This is a genomic window from Steroidobacter sp., from assembly GCF_036402275.1.
Lineage (GTDB): Bacteria > Pseudomonadota > Gammaproteobacteria > Steroidobacterales > Steroidobacteraceae > Steroidobacter.
Genome location: NZ_DASWTF010000034.1, coordinates 61,565 through 76,330 on the forward strand (window position 1 = coordinate 61,565; position 14,766 = coordinate 76,330).

At 62.7% G+C, this 14,766-nt stretch carries 14 protein-coding genes; 12 read left to right on the forward strand and 2 right to left on the reverse strand.

Annotated features, from left to right (window positions below; genetic code table 11):
* Position 1: 1 nt before the first annotated feature.
* Positions 2–874, reverse strand: a complete 873-nt coding sequence (locus VGD45_RS18135) for an alpha/beta hydrolase (RefSeq protein ID WP_331156750.1) — start codon at positions 872–874, stop codon at positions 2–4.
* Between the two features lie 3 nt (positions 875–877).
* Positions 878–1,489, reverse strand: a complete 612-nt coding sequence (locus VGD45_RS18140; protein WP_331156751.1) for an NUDIX hydrolase — start codon at positions 1,487–1,489, stop codon at positions 878–880.
* 169 nt (positions 1,490–1,658) lie between these two features.
* On the opposite strand from VGD45_RS18140, the gene rarD reads away from it, so the two are divergent.
* From rarD to polA, 12 genes are all read left to right on the forward strand, one after another.
* Entirely contained in the window at positions 1,659–2,588 is a 930-nt protein-coding gene (gene rarD, locus VGD45_RS18145; RefSeq protein ID WP_331156752.1) for an EamA family transporter RarD, read from the forward strand.
* Between the two features lie 112 nt (positions 2,589–2,700).
* The gene (locus VGD45_RS18150; RefSeq protein ID WP_331156753.1) at positions 2,701–3,156 is read left to right on the forward strand and encodes a hypothetical protein; all 456 of its coding nucleotides are present in this window, start codon (positions 2,701–2,703) and stop codon (positions 3,154–3,156) included.
* 69 nt (positions 3,157–3,225) lie between these two features.
* Complete coding sequence (argG, locus tag VGD45_RS18155; protein WP_331156754.1) at positions 3,226–4,446, forward strand: argininosuccinate synthase; 1,221 nt, start codon at positions 3,226–3,228, stop codon at positions 4,444–4,446.
* Positions 4,447–4,500: 54 nt separating this feature from the next.
* Entirely contained in the window at positions 4,501–5,580 is a 1,080-nt protein-coding gene (locus VGD45_RS18160; RefSeq protein WP_331156755.1) for a hypothetical protein, read from the forward strand.
* Positions 5,577–6,638, forward strand: a complete 1,062-nt coding sequence (gene argC, locus VGD45_RS18165) for an N-acetyl-gamma-glutamyl-phosphate reductase (protein ID WP_331156756.1) — start codon at positions 5,577–5,579, stop codon at positions 6,636–6,638. The genes VGD45_RS18160 and argC overlap by 4 nt, the downstream gene beginning before the upstream one ends.
* Positions 6,639–6,688: 50 nt before the next feature.
* A complete protein-coding gene (locus VGD45_RS18170; RefSeq protein ID WP_331156757.1) occupies positions 6,689–7,858 on the forward strand; it encodes an aspartate aminotransferase family protein in 1,170 nt (389 codons plus the stop codon).
* A 22-nt stretch (positions 7,859–7,880) separates the two neighbouring features.
* A complete protein-coding gene (locus VGD45_RS18175) occupies positions 7,881–8,879 on the forward strand; it encodes an N-acetylornithine carbamoyltransferase (RefSeq protein WP_331156758.1) in 999 nt (332 codons plus the stop codon).
* A 60-nt stretch (positions 8,880–8,939) separates the two neighbouring features.
* Positions 8,940–9,860 (forward strand): acetylglutamate kinase, encoded by a 921-nt coding sequence (gene argB, locus VGD45_RS18180; protein ID WP_331156759.1) that lies wholly within the window; start codon positions 8,940–8,942, stop codon positions 9,858–9,860.
* Between the two features lie 75 nt (positions 9,861–9,935).
* Positions 9,936–11,123, forward strand: coding sequence for an argininosuccinate lyase (argH, locus tag VGD45_RS18185; protein ID WP_331156760.1), 1,188 nt, complete (start codon positions 9,936–9,938; stop codon positions 11,121–11,123).
* Positions 11,124–11,141: 18 nt separating this feature from the next.
* Positions 11,142–11,564 (forward strand): hotdog fold thioesterase, encoded by a 423-nt coding sequence (locus VGD45_RS18190; RefSeq protein WP_331156761.1) that lies wholly within the window; start codon positions 11,142–11,144, stop codon positions 11,562–11,564.
* A 62-nt stretch (positions 11,565–11,626) separates the two neighbouring features.
* Positions 11,627–11,941: an LPS translocon maturation chaperone LptM gene (lptM, locus tag VGD45_RS18195; RefSeq protein ID WP_414717588.1), complete on the forward strand. Its 315-nt coding sequence runs from the start codon at positions 11,627–11,629 to the stop codon at positions 11,939–11,941.
* Positions 11,942–14,683, forward strand: a complete 2,742-nt coding sequence (gene polA, locus VGD45_RS18200; RefSeq protein ID WP_331156763.1) for a DNA polymerase I — start codon at positions 11,942–11,944, stop codon at positions 14,681–14,683.
* Positions 14,684–14,766 lie beyond the last annotated feature (83 nt).

Sequence of the window (14,766 nt, forward strand, 5' to 3'; positions counted from 1 at the left end):
TTCAATACAGCAGGGCGCGCAGCGTCGCGACCAGCGACAGCGGCTGATCCAGCATCACATGATGATGCGACTCCGGAATCGCAATCGGCCCGCGACAATTGGGAATGTGAGCGACGATCTCGGCCGCATGCTCGTGTGAAACGATGGCGCTCGCGTCGCCGTAGACAATCGACACCGGCGTGACGATGCGAGCCAGCATCCCGGACACATTGTGATGAACGGTCAGCCGCGGCTTCGTATCGTCGAACTTCCAGGTGTAGCCATCGTCGACGCGCTTGATGGAATGCTCGGCGATGTAGTTGACGATGTACTGCGCCGCCCGATTCTCCGGAGGTATCAACCGAAAACGCGCACGCGCGGCTTCATACGTTGGATAGATCTTCTTCGGCCGTAACTCCTGGGCGCGGATGCGCGGCTCGCCATCGTGCAGCTGGAAATACGAGTCGACGATAATCGCGCGGCCGACGTACTCTGGATGAGCGGCGCACATATGCAGCACCTGCCGACCGCCGAAGCTGTGACCCACGACCGCGGGGCGATCGAAGCCAGCATCGGCGATCACTGCGAGCAGATCCCGCGAGTAGTTTTCGTGGGTATATTCCGTGCGGTTGCCGCTATCTCCCATGCCGCCGAAGTCGAGCGCGACCACGCGGAATCGTTCGGTGAGAAACGGCGCGATGAAACTCCACCAGCGCGCATGCGCCCGAAAGCCGTGCGCGAGCACGAGGCCCGGCTTGTGAGTGTCGTGCTGGTTCCAGCTCAGGTAATGAATGGCCGCGCCGCCGGCATCCACATAACGCGACTCGCACGGAGCAGCCAGCGCATGCGTAAACCAATCGGGCGGCAGGAGATCCGACGCGGTCTCGTGTGTCATCGCTCAATCGAACTCGGTAGGCATCGAGCTGTCGAGGTGATGCTGGTACGCGCGCAGGATCTGCGCCGCCGTGGTGCGCCCGGTGGACAACTCCGGCAGCTGATCGACCGGAAAAAACTTCACGTCGGTCGTTTCGTAGCTGGTGCGAAAGTCGCCGCCGGTGATTTCGCAGATAAAGAACATTTTCCAGACGTGGTACAGAAACTTGGGATGATTGTGCTTGTTGCGGTCGAAGATGGCCGCGAGCTTCACGGCGCGCGCGGTGAACCCTGACTCCTGCTCTATCTCTTTTTCCACGGCGCGGGAGGGTGTGTCGTTCACATCGGCCCAGCCGCCCGGCAAGGTCCACTTGCCGTCGACGCGCTCCTTGACCATCAGCACCTGGTTGTCCCGAAACACCGCGCCACGCACGTCTACTTTCGGCGTCGAATAGCCATCCTCGACCATCCAGGCCGCGCGCAGCTGCTCCGGGCTCATCTTCGACTCGAGCGCCAGCAGCTGGCCGGCGATCTCGCCCATTTCGCGATAGCGCTCGCGATCGTATTCCTCCTGCGAAAAATGCAGGCCGGTCTGTGACAGCGCCAGCAGGCGGCGCGAAAGGTCGAGCACTGACATAGTGAATGCGGGCAGTTTATGAATGGCCGTGCCGCCGGCACGAGGAGAAAATAGAAGCTTCTCGCGCCGGCGGGGCACATGCAACTTCAGAAAGCCGATATTCCCAGAAAGCCGGACGCAGCATGGCCTGCTGAACTATGATTGCTGCCCAGCCGACTGTTTCGATCCCATGAACGACTCCTCCCGCGTGGCCGATGCCACGCCCGCGGCCTCGCGCATCGACGGCCGTGGCCTCTCCGCCGCTCTCACCGCCTTCTTCATGTGGGGATTGTTCCCTCTGTACATGAAGTTCTTGCAAGCCGTGCCCGTTCTGCAATTCACCGCCCATCGCATGGCCTGGGGCTTCCTGTTCGGCTTCGGCTGGCTTGCCTGGCGCGGCGAGACCCGCCAGATGTGGCAAGCACTGGGCGATCCACAAACCCGCCTCAAGCTGTGCGCCTCGGCGGCCCTCATCGCCACCAATTGGTCCATTTTCATGTGGGGCATCGCCACCAACCACGTGGTGGAAATCAGCCTCGGCTATTTCATCGGTCCCCTGCTGAACGTGGCGCTCGGCGTGGTCTGTTTCCGAGAACGGCTCAATCGCGTGCAATGGCTGTCGGTGACGATCGCCGCCGCGGCCGTGCTGTATCTGACGTGGACCGCCGGTCGGCCGCCCTATGTATCGATTGCGATCGCGCTGAGCTTCGGTTTGTATGGCCTGGTGCGCAAAGTGGCCAAAGTGGAGGCGCTGCCGGGCTTTACAGGCGAGACGCTGCTGCTGTTTCCGCTGGCGGCGGGCTATGTGATTTGGTGTGAGCTCGCGGGCGTCGGCGCCATGAGTCAATCCTCGCTCGGTATCGACATGCTCTTATTGTTGGGCGGCCCGTTGACGGCCGTGCCCCTGGTGCTGTTTGCCGTCGGCGCACGCCGGATTCCGCTGTTCACCATCGGACTTCTGCAATACATCGCGCCCAGCCTGCAGCTGGCATGCGCGGTGCTGATCTTCCACGAGCCCTTCAGCGGGCCGCGAGTGATCGGCTTCGCGATGATCTGGACGGCGCTGGCCGTGTTCGCCCTGGACGGCCTGCGGATCGCGCGCCGGCGCGCCCAGATCTGAAGACAACGGTCTAAGAAAACCGTCATTGACAGCCGCTGCATAATTATGCAGGATGCACGCCTTTTTATGCATAGGCGCGTTTGCGCCTGTTCCAGGCTCAGACCCGAGGACAATGGCTGCAGAAATTCATCAATCCGTGGCGCGGCGGACCGCGATTCTCCGCATCATCGGAGAGTCGACCGTGCGCAATCAGGACGAATTGGTGAAGGTACTGCGCAAGCAGGGCTTTGACGCGACTCAGTCGAGCGTCAGCCGGGACCTGCGCGAGCTCGGTGTCGCCAAAGCCGGCGACCGCTACATCCTGCCCGCTCGAGACGCCACGGCCTTGAACAACCCGTTCGCGGCCGTCACCAAGTTCGTGCTCGAGATCAAAACCGCGGGCACCTCGCTGACCGTGCTGAAGACCACCACGGGCACCGCCCAGAGCGTGGCCGTCGCCATCGACGCCACCGAGTGGCCCGAAATCGTCGGCACCATTTCGGGCGATGACACGATTTTCATCGCCACCGACGAGCCGAAGGACCAGAAAAGACTGCGCGAGCGCCTGCGCGGGATCTTCGGCATCTGATTCGGCACGCCGCCCGCAGAGCGCGAGCCATCCACCACCGACCAGCTATTGTTTGATACGGAACCGAGCATGAGCACATTACCTCCTGGCAACGAGCCGATTCTGCTGGCCTTCTCCGGCGGCCTCGACACCTCCTTCCTGGTGCCGTGGCTGGCCGAGAACTACCAGCGGCCGATCATCACGGTGACCGTCGACACGGGCGGCATCGATGCGGAAGCGGCGAAGGTGCTGGATCAGCGCGCGCGTGCGCTGGGCGCGAAAGATCACATCCTGGTCGAAGCCAAGAAGGATTACTTCGAGCAGGTGATCAAGTACCTGATCATGGGCAACGTGAAGCGCGGCCAGATGTATCCGCTGTGCGTCGGCGCCGAGCGCGTCATGCAGGCGCAGACCATCGCTGAGTACGCGAAGAAGCTGGGCACGAAAGTCATTGCGCACGGCTGCACGGCCGCCGGCAACGATCAAGTGCGCTTCGAAGTGGCGCTGCGCACGCTCGCGCCCGAGCTGACCATTCTCGCTCCGGTGCGCGATCAGGCGTTCAAGCGTCCCGATCAGCTGAAGTATCTGCAGGATCGCAATCTCACGATTCCTCCTTATGGCGCGGCTTACTCGGTGAATCGCGGCCTGTGGGGCGTGACCATCGGCGGCAAGGAAACGTTGACCTCCGACGGCAGCATCCCCGATCACGCTTGGGTGCTGTCGAAGGACGCGTTCACCCATCCGCAGGCGGCCGCGACTCACACCATCGGCTTCGAAAAAGGCATTCCTTCGAGCCTCGACGGCGTGAAGCTCGACCCGGTGAGCGTGATCGAGAAACTGGAAACGATCGGCGCGAAGTACGGCGTCGGCCGTGGAATTCACCTCGGCGACACCATTATCGGCACCAAGGGCCGCGTGGCGTTCGAAGCGCCGGCCGCCGAAGTGCTGATTGCCGCGCATCGCGAGCTGGAAAAGCTGGTGATGACCGGCCGCCAGCAGCGCATCAAGGAAATGTTGTCCGGCCCGTACGGGGATCTGGTGCACGAAGGTCAGCACCTGGATCCGGTGTGCCGCGACATGGAAGCGCTGTTCGTGAATTCGCAGGCGCGCGTCACCGGCGAAGTGAAGGTGCAGTACCGTCCGGGCAACGCGTTCGTCGCCGGCGTGACCTCGCCCTACTCCATTATGGCCGCCTCGAAGGGCGTCTATGGCGAAGCGGCCGGCGAGTGGACCGCGGCGGATGCGCTGGGCTTCTCGAAGATGGTCGGTCTGCCCGGAATGTTCTGGACCCGTGCGGGTCAGAATAAGTAATCGATTTGGGGTTGAGTTGTTTCTTTTAACGTTACAGGTGCAGCGAACACAGCCATGAAAACAGTAGTCGTCGACAAGATCGCGTCCATCACCCAGGCACTGAACCTGGGACATGAGCTGCGCGTCGCCACGGACAACATTCCTTGCGAGGAAGGCGTGGTGCTGGTTGTCGAGATCCTCAACAACAAGTCGACCTACAACACCCTGGAGCTCACCAGCGGCCGCATGGCCAAGGTGGCCAAGGGTGACGTGATCGTCGGCGCGCTCGGCCATCGCCAGGCGCTGTTCGGCTACTCGGGTCATTTGCCGACCTCGGTGAAGGAAGGCGACGTGATCCAGGTGCTGAACATCGGCGGCGTGCTGGGCGTGGTGGACTCGGTGAACCCGGAGAAGGGCACGCCGTTCAACGCCAAGGTCATCGGCGTGGTGCTGCAGTTCCCGTATCTCGGCGAGCGCATCGGCGTGCCGGCTCGCGTCGGCTATCGCCGTCTCGACTACAACATCGCGGTGAATACTCGCAATGTGCCGGTCGTGGCGCTCGCGGGCACCTGTATGGAAGCGGGCAAGACGGCGGCGGCGTGCGCCATCGTCGCCCGCATGCGGCATCGTGGCTTGAACGTGCATGCGTTCAAGGCGACGGGCGTTTCTTTGCGTCGTGACATTCTCGCGATGGAAGATGCCGGCGCGCGCAAGAGCATGATCTTCACCGATCTCGGCGTCGTGACCACCACCGCCAAGACCGGCCCGGCGATCACGCGCGCGTTGCTGACCGAAATGTCTCAGGGCGAACCGGACGTCATCGTGTTCGAGCTGGGTGACGGCATTCTCGGCGCTTACGGCGTCGAGGCGATCCTGTCGGCGCCCGATATTCGTAGCGCGCTCACGTCAGTGGTGTTGTCGGCGAACGACCCGGTGGCTGCTTGGGGCGGCGTGAAGCTGCTGCGTGAGCAGTTCGGCATCGAGCCGTCGGTCGTGACTGGTCCGGCGACGGACAACGCGGTCGGCGTGAACATCATCAAGGACAAGTTCGGTGTGCCGGCGTTCAACGCCATCACCGACGGCGCCGCCCTGGGCGATTGTGTCATCGACTCGCTGAAGCTGAAGCCGCGAGCCAAGTCGGAAGAATCGGAATGAGCGCAAAGATTCCTGTCATTGTCCTGGGTGGCACCGGCTACGTGTCGGGCGAGCTGCTGCGTTTGATCGCCGGTCATCCGCGCCTGGAGCTCAAGGCCATTCTGTCGGACAGCCAGCCGGGCGAGTCGGTGTCCAAGTTCTTTGCGCACCTGGCGCCGATCTATCCGGAACTGAAGTTCTCCAGCCTGGATGAAGTGAAGCAGCTGGTCGGCACGCTGCCGACGTCGGCGATCGTGTCGGCGGCTCCGCATGGCGTGGCTGCCAAGCTCATCGACGACATCCTGACGGCGGCCGAAGCGAAAGGCACGAAGCCGCGCGTGATCGATATCTCGGCGGACTATCGCTACAGCTCGGCGAGCGCGTATGAAGCGGTGTACAAGCATGCCCACGGTGCTCCCAATCGAATCGCGCAGTTCAGCTGCGCGGTGCCGGAGCATCTGAGCACGCTGAAGACGCCGCACGTCGCGCATCCCGGCTGCTTTGCCACTGCCTTGTTGCTGTCGAGCGTGCCGCTGCTGTCGCTCGGTCTCGTCGAGCCACGTTTGTTTGCTGCTGGCATTACGGGCAGCACCGGGTCGGGTCGTACGCCCGGCGCGGGCACGCATCATCCGCAACGACACAGCGATCTGTACGCATACAATGCGCTCGGCCATCGGCATACCCCGGAGGTCGTGGCATTGGCGCAGGCGGCGTCGCAAGTGCAGGCCGAATTCAACTTCGTGCCGCATTCAGGTCCGTTTGCACGCGGCATTCATGTCACCGTGCAGGCCAAGGCCACCAAGCCGATCAAAACGCCCGAGCTGCTCGAAGCGCTAAAGGGCTTTTACGGTGGCAAGACCTTCGTACGTGTCGTCAACGAAATGCCGCATGTAAAGGACGTCGCGACCAGCAACTACGCGTTTCTGAGCGCAGCCGCCAATGGGGACTCCGTCGCGGTGATGTGCGCCATCGACAATCTCGTCAAAGGCGCGGCCGGCGGAGCAATGCAATGGTTGAACCGCGTGTTCGACCTGGACGAAACGACTGGACTGACGACGCCAGCCTCCGGCTGGACTTGAGGACCATGGCCAGCGGTCGTGCTGGCCAGATCAAAGAGAACATGAGTTCGATGACCAATTCAGCTTCCGCTTCCAACGCACCGGCCGATCATCTCGCGCCGGTGTATGCCCAGTTCCCATTGCAGATCACGGATGCCCGCGGCGTATTCCTGCACAAGCCCGATGGCAGCAAGGTGCTGGATCTCTACGGCGGTCACGCCGTGGCTGCGCTTGGCTACGGGCATCCGCGCTGGGTCGAGGCATTGACGGAGCAGGCGAAGTCGCTGTGCTTCCAGAGCAATGCCGTCGCGCTCGACGTGCGCCGTCGCGCGGCGACCCGGCTCGCGAACTTCTGCGGTCTCGGCCTCGACACTGTGTTCTTCGTGAATTCCGGTGCGGAAGCGAACGAGAACGCGCTGAAGCTCGCCTGCAAAATGACTGGCGGCACGCAGGTGATCGCTGTCGAAGGCAGCTTCCACGGGCGCACGGCGGCGGCCGGCGCGGTGACCTGGGGCGCGGACAAGAAGTGGTATGGCTTTCCAAGCACGCCCTTCGAAGTGAGATTCATCAAGCCGACCACGACCGCGGCCGAGCTGAGCACGCTGATCAACGATCAAACGGCGGCCGTGATCGTCGAGCCGGTGCAGGGCGTGGGCGGCGCCGTCGACATGCCGAGGGAATTTCTGCAGGCATTGCGCTTCCGCTGCAGCGAAAACGGCAGCGTGCTGATCTTCGACGAAGTTCAGTGCGGCTTCGGACGCACGGGTCATCCGTTCGCGGCCAACATGTATGAAGTGACGCCGGACATCATCACCACAGCCAAGGCGCTGGGCGGCGGCTTTCCGGTGTCGGCCATGCTGGTCGCCGATCATGTCGCGCCTTATATGAAGATGGACTCGCTGGGCACGACGTTCGGCGGCGGCCCGATGGCCTGCGCCATCGTCGAGACCGTCATCGACATCATCGAATCCGAAGGCCTGCTGAAGAACGTCCAGCAGCGCTCCGCCGAAATTCGCGAAACGTGCATGGTCGGTCCGGTCATCGGCTCGCAAGGCGCGGGCTTGCTGCTGGGCCTGCGCACCTCGCGGCCGGCGAAGGACGTGCAAGCCGAGCTGTTGAAGTTGAATATCCTCACCGGCACCAGCGCCGATCCCAACGTGCTGCGCATCCTGGCGCCGTTCGTTCTGGAAAGTCAGCACGTCGACTTGCTGCGGCAGGCGCTGGCCCGGCTGCCCAAATGAGTCATCTCATCGAGCAATAACCATGAAGCGATTTCTGGACCTGGGCGATTTCCCGCGCGAGCAAGTGAAGGACCTGCTGGGCCTCGCCGCGCGCTTGCAAGACACGCCGCAACCGCATGCGCTGGCCGGTAAAGTGCTCGGCCTGCTGTTCCTGAACCCGTCGCTGCGTACGCTCGCTTCTTTTCAGAGCGCGATGATGCGTCTGGGCGGCACCGCCGTCGTCATCACGCCGGGCCAGGGAACGTGGCAGATGGAAACACGCTCTGGCGCGATCATGAACGGCGCGGCTGCCGAGCACGTGCGCGAAGCAGTGCCGGTGCTCGCCTCGTATTGCGATGCTATTGGCATTCGCATGTTCGCTGAAGGCCGCAACCTGGCCGCCGATCTGGCCGAGACCGGCTTTCGCATGATGGCGGATCTTTGTGACAAGCCGCTGGTGAACATGGAATCGGCCATGGGCCATCCCTGCCAGGCGCTGGCCGACTGGCACACGATGGATGAATTGCGCGTGCCGGAGCGTGGCAAGTTCGTGTTGAGCTGGGCGAATCATCCTCGCGCGTTGCCGCTGGCCGTGCCGTCGTCGACGGTGCACATGGCCGCCATGCGTGGCATGGAAGTCGTCGTGCTCCGTCCGGAAGGCTTTGCGTTGCCCGAACCGATCATGGAAAAGGCGCGTCAGGCTGCCAGGGCGTCGGGCGGTTCAGTACGCGAGACCGACAATCGCAACGAAGCGCTCGAAGGCGCGCACGTGATTTACGCGAAGGAATGGGGCTCCCCGCAGCACTACGGCGACGATGAGGCCGACAAGCGTCTGCGCGAGTACCTGAGCGACTGGTGCATCAAGGAAAGCTGGTTCCGAGCCGCGGACCCCGGCTGCCATTTCATGCATTGCCTGCCGGTACGGCGTAATGTGGCGGTGGCGGACGAAGTGCTCGATGGACCTCGCAGCGTGGTCATCCGCGAGGCATTCAATCGCATGGTCGTGCAGATGGCAGTCCTTTACCGGCTGCTCAGGGGCTGAGCGCGGCTACCGCCGCGATCAACTGGTTTTTATTTGAAACAAAGTTACGAGGACTCCGTCGTGGTGCTCCGTTCTGATCCCTCCGTTGCTGTTCGCGCGCTCCGCAGCGCCGCTCCGTACATTCGCATGTACAAGGGCAAGGTGTTCGTCATCAAGGCGAGCGGCGGCGTGTTCGGCGACCTCGAATCCACCCGCACGCTGATCGAGCAGGTCGCCATCCTGCATCAGGTCGGCATCCGCGTCGTGCTCGTGCACGGCGGCGGTCCGCAGCTGTCGCAGATCCAGGAAACATTGGGCATCACCCCGCGCATGGTCGCGGGCCGTCGCGTCACCGACGAGAAGTCCATGGAAGTCACCAGCATGGTGCTGAACGGTCTGGTGAACACGCAGATTCTCGGCATCTGCCGCGAGCTCGACATCGCCGCGGTCGGCGTGAGCGGCGTCGACGCCGGGCTGGTGCGCGCTCACAAGCGTCCGCCGGTGCAGGTCGAAGGCCAGACCGTGGACTACGGTCTGGTGGGCGACATCGATCTGATCGACGCCAAGGTTCTGCAGCAGTTGCTCGACGATGGCTTGATGCCGGTCGTGAGCCCGGTATCCGCCGATGACAAGGGCACGTTGCTGAATATCAACGCCGACACCGTTGCCGCCGGCATTGGCGCCGCGCTGAAGGCCGAGAAGCTGATGCTGGTCACTGGTGCGCCTGGCATTCTCGAGTCGCTGGAAGATCCGCGCTCGATCATTTCCTACACCGATCTGGCCGGTCTGAAGAAGCTCAAGGACCAGGGCAGCTTGAAGGAAGGCATGCTGCCGAAGGCCAAGGCCATCGAAGAAGCAATCCGCGGCGGCGTGCGTCGCGTGCACGTGATTTCGTACAAGAGCCAGGACAGCATCCTCGCCGAAGTGTTCACGAACGAAGGCACCGGCACGCTGGTGGTCGAGAACGTCAGTGCGTTGAGCCCGGCGGAGCAGCATGCGTAACGCAGCCGCACCACTTACCTTGATGAGAAGCTCGCGGAGCGAGCTTCTCATCAGAAAGAATATTGTGGTGGCGTTATGAGCCGTCTCTGGGACAAGGGCGCGCCGCTCGACGAACGTGTATTGAGATACACGGCCGGCGAAGATCACGCGCTCGATAATCGACTGGTCGACTATGACGTGCGCGCTTCGATCGCGCACGCCGAGATGCTCAATGCGCAAGGCTTGTTGCCCGCCACGGATCTCGAAGCGATCCGTCGCGGATTGACCGAGCTCGCCGCCGAGCATGCCGCGGGCAAATGGCAGGTCCGGCTGGAACACGAAGACGGACAGACGGCGCTGGAAAATCTGCTGACCGAGCGCATCGGCGAAGCAGGCAAGCGCGTGCATCTGGCCCGTTCGCGCAATGACCAGGTGCTGACGGCCGTGCGTCTGTATCTACGCGACGCCGTCGACGAATTGAAACAACGGGTCGAAGCCGTTGCGACGGCGCTCGATGAGTTGGCCGCGCGCGAAGGCGACCTGCCGCTGCCCGGCTACACTCACATGCAGCAAGCCATGCCGAGCTCGGTGACTTTGTGGGCCGGCGGGTTCGCCGCCGAGCTGCGCGACGACGCCGAAGGTCTGCAACAGGTGCAGCGTCGTTTGCTGAAGAGTCCGCTCGGTTCCGCCGCCGGCTATGGTTCGCCCAACCTCCCGATCGATCGTGAAGCCACGGCGAAGAAACTGGGCTTTGCCTCCGTGCAGACGCCGGTGACTTCGGTGCAGCTGTCGCGCGGCAAGGCCGAAGCGCAGTTGTTGTTCGAGATCTCGCTGGTGATGCAGGACGTGGCGCGTCTCGCCTCCGATCTGCTGTTGTTCTATACGCAGGAGTTCTCGTTCGTGGCGCTCCCCGATGCGTTCACCACCGGCTCGTCGATCATGCCGCAAAAGCGCAATCCCGATGTTTTCGAGCTGATCCGCGGCCGCAGCGCCACGGCGCAGGCGTGCTTGCTCGAAGTGATGGGCATCGTCACCAAACTGCCGTCGGGCTATCAGCGCGATCTGCAGTTGATCAAGGTGCCGCTGTTCCGTGGCATCGACGTTTGTTTGGATACGCTGGGCATTCTGCCTTCGGCATTGGCCGGCGTGACCTTCCGTAAGGATCGCATCCGCCTGGACCCATCCATTCATGCCGCCGCGGAAGCGAATGAGCTGGTCGTGAAGGAAGGCATTTCGTTCCGCGAGGCGTATCGCCGTATCGGCGAAAAGCTGCGCAAGAAGTAACGCCCGAGAAGTCACGCCATGTCGATCTGGTTCAAACCGTACACGCTGGCCGATCTCACGATCCGCATCGGCATGGCCAAGCACCTGGGCATCGAGTTCACCGAAATCGGCCCGGACTTTCTGCGCGGCCGGATGCCTGTGGACGATCGTACTCATCAGCCGTACGGCATCCTGCACGGCGGCGCATCCGTTGCGCTGGCGGAAACGCTGGGCAGCTACGCCGCGATGCTGGTGGTGGATCAGAGCAAATATCACTGCCTCGGCCAGGAAATTAACGCCAATCACATTCGCGGCGTGTCGAGCGGCTTCGTCATCGGCACGGCGCGTCCGGTTCACATCGGGCGCCGCAGTCACGTCTGGGAAATTCGCATCGCCGACGAGCGTGACAAGCTGGTGTGCATTTCCCGCCTCACCATGGCGGTGGTCGACGCGCCTACATGATCGACTGACAGCGGCTGTCATGGATGACGCCGGGGGCAAGACGGTTCCTTTATACTGCGCCGATGAAATCATCCGCGCGTACACCCTGGATAGTGATGCCGGTGCTGCTGTTCAGCCTGGCCGGTTGTGGCAAGCAAGGCGACCTGTATTTGCCGGACGAAAGGCAAGAGGCAGTGCCCGCGACCGACCCGTCCGCGAAGAAACCCGTGCTGGAAGGCAGCCGGGTGCGCACCTTGCCGCCCGCACCCCAGTCGCAGAAAAAAGATCGCGAGCGCGCCGATCCGTCGGCGCCGGCTCCGTCGCAGTCGCAACCGCCGCCGGTCTCGCCACCCGATCCGGACCGTCCCGCCACACCACCGCCGCCTCCGAGGCAGTAAATGGCTGCTCAACGTAAGCTCGTCCTGGTGGACGGCTCGGGCTATCTGTATCGCGCATTCCACGCGCTGCCGCCGCTGACCAACTCGCGTGGCGAGCCGACGGGCGCGGTGCTCGGCGTGCTCAACATGCTGCAAAAACTGCGCAAGGAAGAAACACCCGATCTGATCGCGGTGGTGTTCGACGCGCCGGGCAAAACATTCCGTGACGCGCTGTTCGAATCTTACAAGGCGCAGCGCACCCCCATGCCGGACGAGCTGCGCTCGCAGCTGAAACCGTTGATCGACAGCGTCTGCGCATTAGGTCTGCCGTGTCTGCGTGTCGATGGCGTCGAGGCGGACGACGTCATCGGCACATTGGCGCAGCAAGCGGCCGCGCAGGGTTACGACGTGATCATCTCCACCGGCGACAAAGACATGGCGCAGCTGGTGAACGAGCGCATCACGCTGGTCAACACCATGACCGGCTCGCGGCTGAACCGCGAGGGTGTGAAAGCGAAGTTCGATGTTTATCCCGAACAGATCGTCGACTACCTCGCGCTGGTCGGCGACACCTCGGACAACATTCCCGGCATTCCCAAGGTCGGCCCGAAAACCGCGGCCAAATGGCTCGGCGAATACGGCACGCTCGACAAGGTGGTGGAGAACGCAGCGTCGATCACCGGCAAGGTCGGCGAGAATCTGCGCGCCGGCATGAAAGAGCTGGAGCTGTCGCGCAAGCTCGCGACGCTCGACTGCAACGTGAAGCTCGAGACGCCGTTCGAGTCGCTGAAGGTCGGCGAGCCCGAACGCGATAAATTGAAAGAGCTGTTCACTCGCATGGAGTTTCGTGCGCTGCTGCGTCAAGTCGTGGGCGGGGACGCCGCTGACGAAGCGGCAACGACTCCAGCCGCGCAAGCACCGGCCGCGGAGGGCGCTGCTCTTCCCACACCAGTTCCACGCAACTATGAAACAGTGCTGACCGCCGCAGCGCTGGAAACATGGGTAGCGCAGCTGAAATCGGCGAACGTGATGTCGCTGAATGTAGCGACCACTTCCACCGGTTACATGCAGGCGGATATCGTCGGCATCGCGTTCAGCGTCGAGCCTGGCGTCGTCGCCTACGTGCCCGTGAGTCATGACTATCCGGGCGCTCCCGCGCAGCTATCGCGTGACGAGGTGCTGAAAGCATTGCGGCCGGTACTGGAAGCCGAGCAGCCGCTCAAAGTCGGTTACGACCTGAAATACAAAGGTCACGTGCTCAAGCGCGCCGGCATCGAGCTGCGCGGGGACAAGTTCGACATCATGCTCGAGTCGTACGTGCTGAACAGCACCGCGACCAAACACGAGCTGCCGGCGATCTCGCGCCGCTATCTCGGCATCGATCCGATTCCTTACGAGAGTGTCGCCGGCAAGGGCGCGAAACAGATCGAGCTCAATCAAGTGGGCATCGATATGGCCACCAACTTTGCCGCCGAAGAAGCCGACCTGTCGCTGCAATTGCATCGCCTGCTGTGGCCACGCGTGGAAGCGCTGCCGCCGCTGCAAACGTTATATGAAAACATCGAGCAACCGCTGGTGCCGGTGCTGCTGCGAATGGAACAGGCCGGCGTGCTGCTCGATGGCGATTTGTTACGCAAACAAAGCGGCGAGCTTGCGACCCGCATGCGCGAGATCGAAGCTCAGGCGTATACGGCGGCGGGCGGTCCGTTCTCGCTGGAATCGCCCAAGCAATTGCAGGAAGTTTTATTCGGTAAGCTCAAGCTGCCGGTGATTCGTAAGACGCCGACGGGTCAGCCGTCCACCGCGGAAGACGTGCTCGAGGAGCTCGCGGGAAGTTACGAGCTGCCGAAGCTGATCATGGACTATCGCGCGTTCGCGAAATTGAAGTCCACGTACACGGACAAGCTGCCGCTGCAGATCAATCGTTCCACGCAGCGCGTGCATACTTGTTACCAACAAGCCATCGCCGCGACCGGCCGGCTGTCGTCGGCCGATCCGAATTTGCAGAATATTCCGATCCGCACGCCGGAAGGCCGGCGCATCCGGCAGGCGTTCGTCGCGCCGCCGGGTCAGTGCATCGTCGCCGCCGATTATTCGCAGATCGAGTTGCGCATCATGGCGCATTTGTCCGGCGACGAAGGCCTGCTCACCGCGTTCGGCGAAGATCGTGACATCCATCTGGCGACCGCGGCCGAAGTATTTGGCATGACGCTCGACACGGTCACCGCCGACCAGCGCCGCACCGCCAAGATGATCAATTTCGGTTTGATCTACGGCATGTCGCCCTTCGGGCTGGCGTCGCGGCTCGGCATCGAGCGCAGCGTCGCCAGCAAGTATGTCGAATTGTATTTCCAGCGTTATCCGGGCGTGCGACGTTACATGGATGAAACACGGCAGCTGGCGCACGAGCGCGGCTACGTGGAAACCGTGTTCGGCCGACGTTTGTATCTAAACGATATCAATGCACGCAACGCGGGCCTGCGTCAGGCCGCGGAGCGCGCCGCGATCAATGCACCCATGCAGGGCACGGCCGCGGATATCATCAAGCGCGCCATGATTCAGGTCGACCGTTGGTTGCAGCAATCCAAGCTGCAGGCGCGGCTGTTGCTGCAGGTGCATGACGAACTTGTCTTCGAAGTGCGACGCGACCTCGCCGAAGACTTGATCGCGCATGTACGCGAGCTGATGAGCGGCGCCGCCGAGCTGCGCGTGCCCTTGAAAGTCGACGCCGGCATCGGTGAAAACTGGGACGAAGCGCACTGATTCGCGTTTCGTGAGTTAGGACAGTTGCGTCTGATTTGTCTGGTCGAAAGCGGCCGAGGCCCTTTCGACAAGACACAATTCTG

What these genes read in the sequence shown, in the direction of transcription:
- VGD45_RS18135 (WP_331156750.1), bottom strand. Translation starts at nt 874, where the DNA reads ATGACACACGAGACCGCGTCGGATCTCCTGCCGCCCGATTGGTTTACG.
- VGD45_RS18140 (WP_331156751.1), bottom strand. Translation starts at nt 1,489, where the DNA reads ATGTCAGTGCTCGACCTTTCGCGCCGCCTGCTGGCGCTGTCACAGACC.
- rarD (WP_331156752.1), top strand. Translation starts at nt 1,659, where the DNA reads ATGAACGACTCCTCCCGCGTGGCCGATGCCACGCCCGCGGCCTCGCGC.
- VGD45_RS18150 (WP_331156753.1), top strand. Translation starts at nt 2,701, where the DNA reads ATGGCTGCAGAAATTCATCAATCCGTGGCGCGGCGGACCGCGATTCTC.
- argG (WP_331156754.1), top strand. Translation starts at nt 3,226, where the DNA reads ATGAGCACATTACCTCCTGGCAACGAGCCGATTCTGCTGGCCTTCTCC.
- VGD45_RS18160 (WP_331156755.1), top strand. Translation starts at nt 4,501, where the DNA reads ATGAAAACAGTAGTCGTCGACAAGATCGCGTCCATCACCCAGGCACTG.
- argC (WP_331156756.1), top strand. Translation starts at nt 5,577, where the DNA reads ATGAGCGCAAAGATTCCTGTCATTGTCCTGGGTGGCACCGGCTACGTG.
- VGD45_RS18170 (WP_331156757.1), top strand. Translation starts at nt 6,689, where the DNA reads ATGACCAATTCAGCTTCCGCTTCCAACGCACCGGCCGATCATCTCGCG.
- VGD45_RS18175 (WP_331156758.1), top strand. Translation starts at nt 7,881, where the DNA reads ATGAAGCGATTTCTGGACCTGGGCGATTTCCCGCGCGAGCAAGTGAAG.
- argH (WP_331156760.1), top strand. Translation starts at nt 9,936, where the DNA reads ATGAGCCGTCTCTGGGACAAGGGCGCGCCGCTCGACGAACGTGTATTG.
- VGD45_RS18190 (WP_331156761.1), top strand. Translation starts at nt 11,142, where the DNA reads ATGTCGATCTGGTTCAAACCGTACACGCTGGCCGATCTCACGATCCGC.
- lptM (WP_414717588.1), top strand. Translation starts at nt 11,627, where the DNA reads ATGAAATCATCCGCGCGTACACCCTGGATAGTGATGCCGGTGCTGCTG.
- polA (WP_331156763.1), top strand. Translation starts at nt 11,942, where the DNA reads ATGGCTGCTCAACGTAAGCTCGTCCTGGTGGACGGCTCGGGCTATCTG.